Below are 13,583 nucleotides of genomic sequence, written 5' to 3'. Positions count from 1 at the left end.
TGTCGTAGAAAAGTAAGAATCATGAGTCCCGCTAAGATGAAGGCAGCCGCACCTAATAGGAAGGGACCCGCTAGTGTCGGCACCCCGATAGAGGCAGCAAATTCTCCCATGGGACCAACCAAGTTCGGTCCCGCAACCGCTCCAAAGGTCGTGGACACAAGCGCAATACTAATAGCTGTTGCTCGTTGTTTCGCACTGGCTAAATCAGTACCTGCATAGCGCGCCTGTAAATTCGTTGCCGTTCCTGCCCCATAGATTAATAAAGAAGCAAAAAGGAGTAGAATATTGCTAGTAATCGCCGCCAGGACCACACCGATTGCTCCAAATCCTCCCGCTAAAAATCCGGCAGCTAAACCAAAGCGGCGTCCGAATCGGTCAGAAAGATGACCAACTAGCAAAGCCGAACCCGCAGACCCTAATGTCAGCAATGCTACCGGAAGACCTGAGAAGCTATCCGTGCCAAGCATATCTTTTGCAAGAAGCGCACCAACGGTTATGCCCGAAGCAAGACCTGCCCCTCCAAAAATTTGAGACAACACAACGATCAGAAGCGTTCGCTTGTATAACATTTGTTGCTTTTCTTTGGAGTCAATGTATGGCTGCACCCAGGATGGATGGTTTTCAGTTTTAGTTGACATATTCCTAATCCCCTTTCTCCCATTGTACTGATTTCTCCATTATACCACTAGGGGTATGTAATGGTAAGATGAAAAATCTTATTTCCATCATAATCTCACTATTATATAAGACTACCATATCATACAAAATATGTATTTTTAGAGAAAGGAATTTCATTTTACATAAAAAACGGCTGTTTACGAAACAGCCGTTACTCGAAGACGTTTTACTTTATTAATAATAAGGATATGGATAAGGCGGATAATATGGGTATGGGTACGGATATGGATATGGATAAGGGTATGCATATCCATATCCAGGACCTGGAGTTAGTAATGCAGCGGCAGCTAAACCTCCTAAGAAGCCTAGACCAAAACCGCCAAATCCAGGTCTTCCGAAACCAGGTCTGCCGAATCCAAAACCAGGTCGACCGAATCCAAATCCAGGACGAATTCTTACATCATGTGGTAACATTTGATGCTGATTATTCAAGGTAATTCCTCCTCTATTGTATTTAAATACAATAAAAGGATATGCGACGCCAGCCTAGTCGGTATGGGTGAACGCCTTTATGAAGGAGATTTTGTTTGGCCTGAAACTACAATAGAAAAGCTGACTCATCCTTATTTAGGGGATCGTTTTTGGAGTGCTTTTCATAAAATACGTGCCGAAATGACAGTTGTATTGGCATCGTTATTGGTATAAAAAAGAGGAATTTCGCCATAGATGTCTTGTCCCTAATCGAGTATCAGGCAAAGGTAAAATAAGCGGAGGTTTTCCGGTAGATACAGAATGAAGCTCATTTCGAAGCATATAAGGGGAGATTTTCCGGCTATGCAAAGTAAAACTACCTATTTTTACGCTTTTCGAGCCAATAGGCGGAATTTCTCCGTCTATTAGGACTATTTTTTATTTTATTTACTACTTAAGCGAAATTTTTCCGTCTATTTATCAGATAGGGTGCTTTACCTGATCTCCCAACCGATAAGAGCGAACCCTCATAGTCCCAGATGCGGGAATCAGCATTTTTTTATCGACCAGTTGAGAAAGTATTTTTTTTACCGTCTTGTCACTTAGCTTCAAATACTTCTCAACTTCTATAGGGAATATGGCCTCTCCTTTTCGAATCGCTAGCCGAAGCACTTCCTTTTCTAGAAAGGACAGAGATGTCTGGTCTAGTTCATCACCCAGCCATCGCCCAATCACTTGCTGAACAATCTGTTGGCATCGACGGGGCTGCTCTTTCACTTGGTCATAGGAAAAGCGGATCACAGTCCATCCATCAATCACCAGCTGGTTTTGACGTTCCAGGTTGTCAGAAAATTGCCATCTGCTTATACTCTTTAGGTGAGGGCCATACCCGTCGACTTCCAGGCAAATCCGGATGGCAGGACGAATATATGCAAAATCCAAATACCTTTTACCATCCTTGAAATCATCAACTTCATATTCTGGATGAAGAAACTTGAAATGGTGATATAAAGGCCACCACACTTGCTTCAAAAACAACATTTCAGCCTGATTGTGACCTTCTTGTAAACGCCGCAACCGTTCACCGGTTCTTGCTTGCAAGTGCGCATTCAAAAAGGCCTGGTATTCTTCTTCAAATCCCATAGCATCCCTCCTCCTATCTAATGGTCATATCTTTTTATATACTGATGTAAAACATCCACAAAAAGGGCATTTAATATACTCACATAATTGGTGCTACGAATGAATCACCCCATTATTTATTCAATTGAGCTTCGGACAGATTATCAACATTAATGAGTGTTAATGCAAGTGAAAAAGAGGTTTAATGTGGCTAGAATTGGAGAATTGTAAACGACCAATAAAGACTTGCGGAGTAGCTAAGAAAAAAGACTATTTGAGTATAAATTGGGGATAGAACTATTTTTAGATTAATAGAATTCTTACATTTGTCAATCCATTTTTTTATGTTTCTACAATACCATCCTTAAGGAGAGGCATTCAGTATGCATCAAAATGAGGTTCTCTTGAATTTTTGGAGATAAAAATCACTTTCTTCTAAATAAAATGTCTTATCCCTAATCGAGTGACCAGCAAAAGTAAAATAAGCGGAGAATTTCCGGTTAGATACAGAACGGAGCCTCGTTTGGGGGAAAATAAGGGAAGGTTTTCCGCTTATGCTAAGCAAAATCTCCTATTTTCGAAGTTTTCGAGCCAATAGTCGGAATCTCTCCGTTTATTTAAGCTTTTTTTCATCATCATTACTAATTAGGCGAAATTTCTCCGTCTATTTATTAGCTCGGGTTTTAACCTAATCCGCCAACCGATAAGTGTTCGGACCAAGTGGGATTTCGTAGAACATTAACAAATAAAGAAAAGACGTATGCCAATTGAAGTGCCCCCCGTCAAGTAGACAGCGTAAATAAAAAAATGACACTAAGCGGCGTTAGCCCTGTATTCTAAGGGACTAAGGCCGTTTAGCCTTTTTTGTAATCTATCATAATTATAAAATTTTATGTACTCCTCAATGTCTTGTTTCAACTCTTCAAAAGTGGTGTACTTGTTCAGATAATACTTTTCACTTTTCAATGTTCCCCAAAAAGACTCCATTGGTCCATTATCTATACACCTTCCGACCCTCGACATACTTTGAACCATCTCTGTTTTATCAATTTTCCTTTTAAAAGCAGGGGAAGTGTATTGAAATCCTCGATCACTATGGAAGAGGGGTTTTGCTCCCGGATTAGCTTCCAACGCTAATTCGAAAGTTTGAAATACCAACGAATTATTATTAGAAGTGCCTAATATATAACTAACAATGAATCCATCGTACTAATCTAAAATTGCACTCAAATAAGCCTTCTGTGTAACCCCATATTTCATTTCAGTCACATCTGTTAACCATTTTTCATTTGGGTTCTCTGCGGTGAATTCTCTGTTCAAGATGTTTTCAGCGACATGTTTTGGTGTGCTTGGCTTATATTTTTTGGCTTTGCGTCGAATCAACGATTGGATTCCAGCGATTCTCATCAATCGATACACTCGCTTTTGATTTATAGGCGTTGATAAGGTACGGTTCAGGTTCATCGTCATGCGACGATATCCATATATTCCGTTCACTTTCTCATATAAAGTTTTTATTTCCTCTAGAATTTTCTCATTCAATTTCTCATTATCTGAAGGGGGGCGATTAAGCCATTTATAATAAGAAGAACGTTGAATTCTCGCAATCTCGCATAATAGCACAATGGAGAATTTCTCTTCCTCATGAAGTTCCTGAATGGCTATGTATTTATCGGTTAATCGAATTTGGCTTAAGGACGTTTCTTTAAACGCCTCCTTTCGAGTTCCTCCAACTTTTTTAAGAATGCATTCTCCGCACGAAGACGCTCATTTTCCCTCTCCAATCGCTTCATTTCGCGTTGGATCTTTTCTTCGGAGGTTAACTCCGGCTCTGCTTTACGCTGGCCGCGCTTATCCTTGAGACCATCCTCTCCTTCTTTCTCAAACTTCTTCACCCATTGATATACCTGTTGATAGGAAACATTAAAATGTTCAGATGTTTGATGATAACTTTTCCCGTTTTCTACGCAGTACATAACAATTTCCAAACGTTCTTCTAGTGTAGTGGACCGACCTTTAATCATAGAGTTATTCATCTGTTTTAATTCTCTATGATCATTATAATTCCTTATCCATCGTTTCAAAAGTGAACGACTGGACATTTCATACTTCCGTACAACCTCATTCATAGAGTAGTTCCCAGAAAGATAATCAAGGACTGCAGCTGTTTTGATATCTTTAGAATACCGTTTCCATCCTTTTGATCCTTGAAGTCCGTCCATTCCATAAGTCTGATATAGATAAATCCATTTATTTAATGTATCTTGAGTTATTTTTTGTTGTTGACAGAAAGCTTGAATTGATGAATTCCTGTTTTGGAATTTGATAATACATTGTAATTTTTCTTGTTCTGAATATGTACTTTTCGCCATAAAAAAACCCCCAATAAAGTAACCAGATTTTATTATTTCATCTGTCTACTTTATCGGGAGCATATCACAATTCATACGTCAATTTTTGTGTCTTTTAATTAAGAAAGCATCCGAAAATGAAACCTATATTTACGCAGTGATTTCCTTTTTATTCACCTTAGCCTCAACCTCTTGAACGGGTTTAAACTCCCCTTCTGTCTTTGAAATAACAACCGTTGCGACGCCGTTACCGATGAGGTTTGTGATGGCACGTGCTTCTGACATGAAGCGGTCAACCCCAAGGATGAGAGCCATTCCTTCTACTGGAATCGAAGGGAATACGGCTAGTGTCGCTGCTAGCGTGACAAAGCCTGAGCCGGTAACACCTGCAGCTCCTTTCGACGTGAGCATCAATACCCCTAAAAGGGTCAGCTGTTGCCAGATGCTTAGGTCTACCCCATAAGCCTGAGCAATAAATAATGCAGCCATTGACAGGTAAATCGATGTTCCATCTAGATTAAAGGAGTACCCCGTTGGAAGAACAAGTCCTACTACTGGCTTGGAACAACCATACTTCTCAAGCTTTTCCATCATTTTAGGAAGAGCCGCTTCAGACGAGGAAGTCCCAATCACAAGAAGAATTTCTTCTTTAATGAAAGCAATAAACTTAAAGATGCTGAAACCGAACATTTTGGCAATTCCACCAAGTACAAGAACAATAAACAGCGCCATGGTGATATATACGGATCCCATCAGCTTTCCAAGATAAACAAGTGAGCCAATTCCGAATTCACCAATCGTATAGGCCATCGCGCCAAACGCCGCGAACGGGGAAACCTTCATGATGATATTTACAATTCCGAAGAACACTTCTGTGATCTTTTCAAAAAACTCAATAACTGGTTTCCCTTTCTTTCCTAAATGAGCAAGAGAAATCCCAAACAAACACGCTAATAAAAGAACAGGTAGCAGCTCACCATTCGCAAACGCACCGATAAAGCTATCAGGAATAATGGAAACAACAAAGTCCATAAATCCATGACTCGTTTCTTCAGCCGCCTTTGTATATTGAGAGATATCTCCCTTTCCTGCCTCCGCATCAATTCCTTTACCCGCTTTAATTACATTCGCAACTATAATTCCAATCGCTAACGCAATCGTAGAGACGATTTCAAAATAAAGTAAGGCTTTCCCACCAATTTTTCCAACCTTCTTTAAATCTCCCATTCCAGCAATCCCGATGACAATTGTTAGGAAAATAATTGGTGCGATGACCATTTTTACTAGCTTAATAAATATATCAGCGATCACCTTTAACTGTGATCCTATCTCTGGAAACACAAACCCGACGGTTATCCCCAAAATAATACCTAGTATTACTTGAGTGGTAAGACTCTTAAAATTAATTCTCATGTGGTCTCCTCCTAAAACATAATTATTTTGAAAACGATTTCATTCACTTTGTTAACCACATGTTACAATTTTGCGAAAACTAAGAATAGTTAATAAAACTTATAAAATCGTTTTGTAATTAATGTAAGTAACATAGTAATGTGGTTATTGAGACCCTTCCCAAAAACAAATCCTTTATTTTAAAGCGATTTCATTTTATAGTGGAAAAATAACAACAGTCCTTGTGTTTGGAGGTTACGAAAGTGCGTATACGGGAAGTACGTTTTAAACTCAGTACGGTGATCATCTTCCTTGTCTGTCTGGTCGTCCTCATTTCACTGATGATCACTGACCTATTAATAAGCCATTCGGTTAGTAAAAACATACAAGCCAATTCAGAGGAAAAAGCGAGGATCGTCGCGAGAACCGTTTCAAAGTCTCATATAGTCATAGACGCGTTAGAAAACAGAACGTACTCCAACTCCGTTCAAGACTATACAAATGATATTCAAACAGCCACAGAAATGATGTTCGTTGTGGTTATGGATATGAAGGGCATACGGAGAACACATCCAAACCCTGACGAAATTGGAAAGCATTTTGTGGGAGGAGATGAAAAGCAGGCTCTAAAAGGAAAAGAGTATGTGTCCATCTCAAAAGGTACGTTAGGCGAATCGGTACGAGCATTTACGCCCATTTATAATAAAAATAATGAACAAATCGGAGTAGTCGCAGTCGGAATTTCGTTAAAAAGTGTAGAGACTGCACTCGGACGAAGCCATCGGAACATATTAATCGTTACGTTTTTTGGACTATTGGTCGGTGTAATCGGAGCTATTTTACTAGCGAGATATATTAAAAGGACACTACTTGGGCTTGAGCCCTTTGCCATAGCAAAGATCACAGAGGAAAGAAGCACGATGCTGCAATCCGTTCATGAAGGAATTATTGCGGTGGATCATCAATCAACGATCACACTCGTTAACAAGTCGGCTCTTCAAATTTTTCAAAAAGCTGGCCTAGATTCCAATCCAGTTGGGATGAACATTCATGACTATATGCCTTCCACCGGATTGGATCGAGTGTTACAAACGGGTGAACCTGAGCTAGATGAAGAACAGAACATTAATGGCGTCTCGATTCTCGTCAATCGTGTCCCACTGTTGGTCAATGGACAAGTGGTCGGAGCCATTTCCACCTTCCGTGATAAAACAGAGGTCAATCAGCTCGCCGAACAATTAACAGGAGTTAGAGCCTATACAGATGCTCTACGTGCCCAATCACATGAATTTATGAACCGTCTTCATGTGATTCGAGGAATGATCGAGTTAAAGTCTTACAAAGAACTCACCGACTTCATTCGCACCTTGGTCAATTATCGAAACCAAGAATTCGGAAACATCACCGAACATTTCAAGGACCCTGCTCTCGGAGGATTTATACTAGGAAAATTGAGTTATGCCAGGGAACAAAACGTCGATCTCACAATTGAAACCCAAGCCGTCATTCCTGAACCAGCCGATCAAAAAACCACACATGAGCTGATTACCATTCTCGGTAATGTGATCGATAATTCCATCGAGGCAATGGCCGATAGCGAAGAAAAAACGCTTGAAGTAAGTTTTGCCTATGATGGTGAGTGGCTAGACATGGAAGTGATGGACTCCGGACCGGGAATACCTGAAGAAACGCAGAAACGAATTTTTGAAAAAGGCTACTCCACAAAAGGAGACAACCGAGGCTACGGACTACACTTAGTGGAAAAAAGCGTCCAAACTATCGGTGGCGAACTCCAAATCGATTCAAGATGGATGTTAGGAACCAATGTTTATATAAAAATACCTTATAAAAGCAAAGAGGTGGAATCGTGATAAAGGTTCTAATTGTTGAAGATGACCCGATGGTTGCTGAAATTAACAAACGTTATCTCCGAGATATGAAAGGATTTCGACTCTCAGGCATGGTACATAATGTAAAGGATGCGATCGACTTACTTCAAAAGGAATCTGTTGAGCTAATTTTACTAGATGTGTATATGCCAGGTGATAGTGGGCTCGTCTTGTTAAAATATATAAGAGAACATCAGCTAGAAATAGATGTGATCCTTATTACCGCTGCTGGAGAGAAAGATAAAGTTCAAACGGCTCTTCGGCTTGGTGCTGTTGATTATTTAATCAAACCGTTTGAATTTGATCGATTTCAACAGGCATTGCTGAAGTTTCAAGATAAATATCTGTTCTTTGCGAGTCATGCCGTGCTTAAACAAGAAGATCTTGATGATCGAATCCTCAGTACGGAGCAAACCCAAATCGAAGAACCGATCATTGATCTGCCTAAGGGGTTAACGAGCAGTACTCTACAAGTTGTAGTAGATGTCATGAAAACAAAAGGAAATAGTCCATTCTCTACCGATGATATTTCGGAAAGTACGTATATCTCCCGTGTATCAGTAAGGAAATACTTAAAGTTCTTAACCCAGCTAGGAGTTTTGAAGGAATCGTTAACCTACGGAATTGGTAGACCAGTATATTTATATACTCTACAAGTAGAAAAACTAAACCAAGTGGACATGTATCTTTAAAAAGTGCATTTCCACTTTTTTTAATTTAATAAAGTTGTATAGTTACAAAATCTATCAAACCTTGATCTTTTTCTTTACGATGTAGAAAGATTGAAAGCGATTACCAAAGGGGTAGATGACATTGATAAAAAGTAATCTGAAAGAGGAAGCAATCAAGCTTCATAAAGAACATTTAGGGAAAATTGAGATTGTTAGTAAGATTGATGTAACTACTGAGGAACAACTTAGTCTCGTATATACACCTGGTGTCGCTGACGTATGTAAAGCAATTGTAGAGAATCCCGAACAAGTCGATGTGTTAACGTCCAGAGGACATATGGTTGCTATCGTGACGGATGGAACAGCCGTTTTAGGTTTGGGTGATATTGGACCCAAGGCAGCCCTCCCTGTCATGGAAGGAAAAGCTCTTCTTTTTAAAAAGTTTGCCAATGTGGATGCTTTTCCACTTTGCTTAGATACAAAAAATGTAGATGAAATCGTTGGGATCATTAAGGCACTGGCTCCTAGTTTTGGAGGAGTAAATCTTGAAGATATCTCCGCTCCTCGTTGCTTTGAAATTGAAGAACGATTAAAGCAAGAACTGGATATCCCCGTTTTTCATGATGATCAGCATGGCACAGCAATTGTCGTTCTTGCTGCGTTAATCAATGCGGTAAAAGTCGTCAATAAACAGCACCGATCTCTAAAAATCGTGATTAACGGTGCAGGTGCAGCCGGAATTGCGATTGCCAAGCTACTGATGCAGGCAGGGTTTCAAGACATCACTCTTGTAAGCCTTGAAGGTGTGGTTAGCAAAGGCGAAAAATGGATGAATTCGGCCCAAAAAGAGATGGCGGAAGTGACCAATCTGAAAAGAGTTCGTGGAACATTAGCAGACGCGATTCATGGAGCAGATGTGTTTATTGGAGTATCTGGCCCCGGTGCTATGAAGCCAGAACATATTCAGTCCATGGCAAAGGATCCGATTGTGTTTGCCATGGCAAACCCGATTCCAGAGATTTACCCAGAAGAAGCCCTTGCTGCAGGCGCAGCTGTAGTAGGAACAGGTCGATCCGATTATCCGAACCAAGTAAACAATTTACTCGCCTTCCCTGGTATATTCCGAGGCGCCATGGATGCAAAAGCAAAGGATATTACAACCGAGATGAAATTGGCGGCCGCTTATGCGATTGCAGAGGCTGTTTCAGAAAAAGATATAAAAGCTGACCATGTTATTCCGAGCGCACTTGATGAGAGAGTGGCTAAACTTGTGGCTAAAGCAGTCTCAGTCGCTGCTATCCAACATAACAAAAGCAAAAGTTCAGTATCAGTATCGTAAAACACCCTTTTTGGGTAACAGATTCCGTTACCTGTTGCAAAATCAAAAATGTTGCCCCATTTGTCCTGCATGGCTCAGTTCACTATACTGAGCTATTTTTAATATTCATTTTTGGTTGCCTGTTGAAATAAGCTCCCTCTCCAACCATAAAAGAGCGAACTCAAGAATCCAGGATTCAGTAGGGTTTGATAATTAAGCGGAGAAATTCCTCTTAATTATCTAATAGCAATGAAAAGAGCATAAATAGACGTAGATATTCCGGCTATTTGCTCAAAAAACGTAAAAATGGGTAATTTTACTTTGCTTAATCGGAAAATCTCCGCTTATTTTATATTTTTGATAAGATAAATTGTGTATATTATTTCCACCCAAAAAAACAAATTGGCACTCATTTTAACTTACATTTTTAATGTTTTTGATAGGAAACGGAACCCGTTACTTTTCTGGATGTTTTTCTTCTACAATATTTTTCATATGAATGTATATTTTTCAAAAAGGTGCAAAATATATAGCTACACCAACGAAAAGGAGAGATTGAAATGGATAGAAACAACCGTGGAAATAACTCTAATCAATTATTAGTACCTGGGGCTGAGCAAGCACTTGAACAAATGAAGTACGAAATTGCTAGTGAATTTGGTATAAATTTAGGACCTGAAACATCTGCACGTGCAAACGGATCAGTAGGTGGAGAAATCACAAAACGCCTAGTGAGAATGGCCGAACAATCAATGGGCGGCAACTTCCGCTAATTTTGTAATAATTTATCCTTAGTTTTTTGTTTTGGGAGAGGTAATCTAACTTACCTCTTCCATTTATTTTGTTACGTTTCCTAGTATCGTGTAAATATATGAGGAAATAAGTCGTAATTTCCTTGGAAATATTCGACACGTTTTTTATTCTTAACTATGCAACTACGCGCTCTTATATCTTTTCTTAATAATTACTACTAATAGGACTACTAACAACGAGACAATACTTAACACTTCTTTTAAAAGTTCAGGTATAGGAAGAACATTTTTTACGATCATTACAGCAATTACGGAAAACAGAATGGCGGTTGAATGTTTAGTGATGAAATTCATAATTATCTCCTTTTCATTTTTTTATATAAAACTATGATATTTGCATAAAGAATAGAAACTATTAGCAATGAAATGAGATAAACATAGGGGGAAATCACCATACCAAAAGCTACTTTGTTTTGGAGGTGGTATTCTTCTCCTTGTAGGTCCGGTTTATAATACATTGTTTTTAGATAACCTATTCCTATCGTCCCCAATATATAAATGATATGTAGAATGATTGAAGCCATAAAAGCTTGTAAAACTGTTTTCATAGATACCTCCTTTTTGCAAAAAAGTCCTCTAAGAACATTATCTTAGAGGACTTGGGAGTAGACAATATTTTGCGACAAGGTTTTTAGACAGTTTTTACGTTCGTCTCTTATAATTTAAACTTCCCTGTCAATTCCTTCATCGTAGATGACATCGTAACAAGCTCTTCGATTGACTCCGTCATATGTAACATTAATCGTTCTTGTTCTAATGTAATATCCACGGTTTTCCTTACTTCAGTTGATGCTTGCTCGGCTATATTTGCTGTCTCTTTAGCTGATGCTGTGATTTCTTCCGTTGCTGCAGACATTTCTTCAGATGTTGCTGTCACTTCTTGGATCTTTACATTCACTTCCTGTATGGCTCCTAGAATGTTTTTAAAAACCATTCCCGTTTCTCCTACCGAATGGATTCCTTCTTTTACATCGTTTAAAACAATCTTCATTTTCTCTGCTGTTACATTTGTATCACTATTTATTTTTTCAATAATGTTTCGTATATTAACCGTTGAACTTTCGGATTGCTCAGCTAGTTTACGTACTTCATCAGCAACCACCGCAAAGCCTTTACCTGCTTCTCCCGCGCGCGCTGCTTCAATGGCTGCATTTAACGCAAGTAAATTCGTTTGAGAAGCGATCCCTTGGATAATTTCTACAATGGACTCAATATCCTTGGAATGTGCTAATAATGCCATGATGGAGCTTGATGATTCATTAACTGAATGACTAATGGTGTTCATTTGCTCCACTAGATCATTCACCTTTTGATTGCCTACCTCAATTTCGCCTTGTGTCTTGGAAGAAAGTTCCGTAACAACGGATGAGTTAACGGCAATATCATTGATATTCTCTGACACTTCTTCTATGATTTTTGCACTATCATCCAGGCTCTTATATTGAGTGTCTACCTGAGAGGCCATTTGCTCCATAATTACCGATATTTCATTACTTGCCCCTTTGGTTTCGTTCGCACTTACTAACAATTGAGACGTTGTTCCACTCATTGTTACCGAGCTTTGATTGATTACCGCAATCATCCCCTTTAATTCTTGAAGCATTTGATTAAATGAATCTGTTAAACTTCCAATTTCATCTTTTCTATTGGATTCAATAGTAACCGTTAAATCACCTTTTCCAATTAATTCGACCTTCTTGGCTAAATGTTTTAACGGATTGACGAGTGACATTGTGGTTATGAAAATTAATAATATACTCAATAATACAATTCCAACTGTCATCCAAATTAACTTTATTTTGCTCGCCTGTAGTGACGAATACACCAAACTAGCATCTAAATCTGCTCCTAATATCCCGATCAATTCTCCAGAATCAGATTTGATAGGTATGTAGGCTGAAACTAACGCACCGTAATCTTCTGAATAAGTCAATTCCCCAACTTGTGACTCGCCCGTTTCAAAAGCCTTCACTAGTAAAGGGTAATCATCAACGCCCTCCTCGACATCGCCTATTGCTGAGGCATCTTGTAGCATACCATCAACCATATAGTAATATTCAAATTCTCCTTCTTTTTCTTGTCGACCCATTGTATATAAATAGATCAAACCATTGGTTTCTCGTATTTCGTTTAGATTATCTCTTAGTTCATAATAGTAATCCGTTTCCCCTGAATCTAGTGAGATTTCCTCATATTGATCCAAATCAATCACTTTAACGGCATTTTCAGAAATGGAAAGTGCTTGGTCCCCTAATGAACTTGTAATGACATTTTTGGACGTTTGAAAGGATACATAGCTAGTTACGATTCCAGATAGCAATATTAAACTGGAGAAAATAACGATCATTTTCAATTTTATACTCTTACTCATAGACGTCTCCCTCTTAATTAACAATAATAGGACTATTATACTAAAAAAGGGAAACTAATCTAATACTTTGTTGTTCGACAAATAACGACTTTAACATCATCAAACAATAAAAGCATTAACCCAATTTGGATTAATGCCTTAGTTGTTCTCTTTCATTGGACCTAATATATATCTTAACTTGATGTTGAATTATATTTTATTAACGCAACTGTATTTCAAAAGGTTCTTCTCCTAATGTTACTGTTAAAACTAAAGGCTTGTCTGATTCAGAGACAGTCTTTGGTACTTGAAAGTAAACATGAATATTCCCTTCCGTTAATGCATCGATACTGGAAGCGCCTAATTTTGTCCCGTTTTCTTCTTCAGCTGTACTTGTGTTTTCAAATGTATGTTTCCCATCATATAACAAAGAAAAATTGATTTCCCCGAGCTTATTCCCAAAAGAAAATAAGTCAGTTGTATCATTTTTAATTGTTCCAGTTAAGTGAAGATAAATTTCCGAATCAGTGGTGATCTCATGGTTTGCCCAAGTATCTTCTGGATCAGCGTTTGATGCTCCAAATTTCTT

General features: G+C 38.7%; 13 protein-coding genes and 1 pseudogene. 5 read left to right on the top strand and 9 right to left on the bottom strand.

Annotated elements, in window-relative coordinates; all coding sequences use genetic code 11:
• On the bottom strand, positions 1–638 hold a 638-nt coding region (locus ACGLXV_RS25670; protein ID WP_391560856.1), incomplete at its 3' end, for an MFS transporter.
• A 214-nt stretch (positions 639–852) separates the two neighbouring features.
• On the bottom strand, positions 853–1,110 hold the full coding sequence (locus ACGLXV_RS25665) for a hypothetical protein (protein ID WP_391560855.1): 258 nt from the start codon (positions 1,108–1,110) through the stop codon (positions 853–855).
• Here ACGLXV_RS25665 and ACGLXV_RS25660 point away from each other — a divergent pair.
• On the top strand, positions 1,096–1,323 hold the full coding sequence (locus tag ACGLXV_RS25660; RefSeq protein WP_391560854.1) for a hypothetical protein: 228 nt from the start codon (positions 1,096–1,098) through the stop codon (positions 1,321–1,323). The genes ACGLXV_RS25665 and ACGLXV_RS25660 overlap by 15 nt on opposite strands.
• Positions 1,324–1,569: 246 nt before the next feature.
• Here ACGLXV_RS25660 and ACGLXV_RS25655 read toward each other — a convergent pair whose 3' ends face one another.
• The 3 genes and pseudogenes from ACGLXV_RS25655 to ACGLXV_RS25645 all read right to left on the bottom strand — a co-directional run bounded on the left by ACGLXV_RS25655 (position 1,570) and on the right by ACGLXV_RS25645 (position 5,975).
• The gene (locus ACGLXV_RS25655) at positions 1,570–2,232 is read right to left on the bottom strand and encodes a DNA-binding response regulator (protein WP_391560853.1); all 663 of its coding nucleotides are present in this window, start codon (positions 2,230–2,232) and stop codon (positions 1,570–1,572) included.
• A gap of 792 nt (positions 2,233–3,024) precedes the next feature.
• Positions 3,025–4,583, bottom strand: a pseudogene (locus ACGLXV_RS25650) (IS3 family transposase).
• Between the two features lie 129 nt (positions 4,584–4,712).
• A complete protein-coding gene (locus ACGLXV_RS25645) occupies positions 4,713–5,975 on the bottom strand; it encodes a dicarboxylate/amino acid:cation symporter (protein WP_119710043.1) in 1,263 nt (420 codons plus the stop codon).
• A 242-nt stretch (positions 5,976–6,217) separates the two neighbouring features.
• On the opposite strand from ACGLXV_RS25645, the gene dcuS reads away from it, so the two are divergent.
• The 4 genes from dcuS (at position 6,218) to ACGLXV_RS25625 (ending at position 10,605) form a co-directional block, all read left to right on the top strand.
• Entirely contained in the window at positions 6,218–7,825 is a 1,608-nt protein-coding gene (gene dcuS, locus ACGLXV_RS25640) for a DcuS/MalK family sensor histidine kinase (RefSeq protein WP_391560852.1), read from the top strand.
• Positions 7,822–8,535, top strand: coding sequence for a response regulator (locus tag ACGLXV_RS25635; protein WP_391560851.1), 714 nt, complete (start codon positions 7,822–7,824; stop codon positions 8,533–8,535). The genes dcuS and ACGLXV_RS25635 overlap by 4 nt, the downstream gene beginning before the upstream one ends.
• Positions 8,536–8,656: 121 nt before the next feature.
• A complete protein-coding gene (locus tag ACGLXV_RS25630) occupies positions 8,657–9,853 on the top strand; it encodes an NAD(P)-dependent malic enzyme (RefSeq protein ID WP_391560850.1) in 1,197 nt (398 codons plus the stop codon).
• A gap of 539 nt (positions 9,854–10,392) precedes the next feature.
• Entirely contained in the window at positions 10,393–10,605 is a 213-nt protein-coding gene (locus ACGLXV_RS25625) for an alpha/beta-type small acid-soluble spore protein (RefSeq protein ID WP_391560849.1), read from the top strand.
• Positions 10,606–10,767: 162 nt separating this feature from the next.
• On the opposite strand, the gene ACGLXV_RS25620 is transcribed toward ACGLXV_RS25625, so the two are convergent.
• From ACGLXV_RS25620 to ACGLXV_RS25605, 4 genes are all read right to left on the bottom strand, one after another.
• Positions 10,768–10,938 (bottom strand): hypothetical protein, encoded by a 171-nt coding sequence (locus tag ACGLXV_RS25620; RefSeq protein ID WP_391560848.1) that lies wholly within the window; start codon positions 10,936–10,938, stop codon positions 10,768–10,770.
• A 2-nt stretch (positions 10,939–10,940) separates the two neighbouring features.
• On the bottom strand, positions 10,941–11,192 hold the full coding sequence (locus tag ACGLXV_RS25615; protein ID WP_391560847.1) for a hypothetical protein: 252 nt from the start codon (positions 11,190–11,192) through the stop codon (positions 10,941–10,943).
• A gap of 107 nt (positions 11,193–11,299) precedes the next feature.
• Positions 11,300–13,015 (bottom strand): methyl-accepting chemotaxis protein, encoded by a 1,716-nt coding sequence (locus ACGLXV_RS25610; RefSeq protein WP_391560846.1) that lies wholly within the window; start codon positions 13,013–13,015, stop codon positions 11,300–11,302.
• Between the two features lie 199 nt (positions 13,016–13,214).
• A partial coding sequence (locus tag ACGLXV_RS25605; RefSeq protein WP_391560845.1) for a hypothetical protein occupies positions 13,215–13,583 on the bottom strand: 369 nt, incomplete at its 5' end.

It is taken from the genome of Robertmurraya sp. (genome assembly GCF_036676585.1).
In the GTDB taxonomy this organism is placed as follows: domain Bacteria; phylum Bacillota; class Bacilli; order Bacillales; family Cytobacillaceae; genus Robertmurraya_A.
The sequence above is the reverse complement of the archived record's forward strand: the minus strand, read 5'-3'. Positions and strand labels throughout refer to the sequence as shown.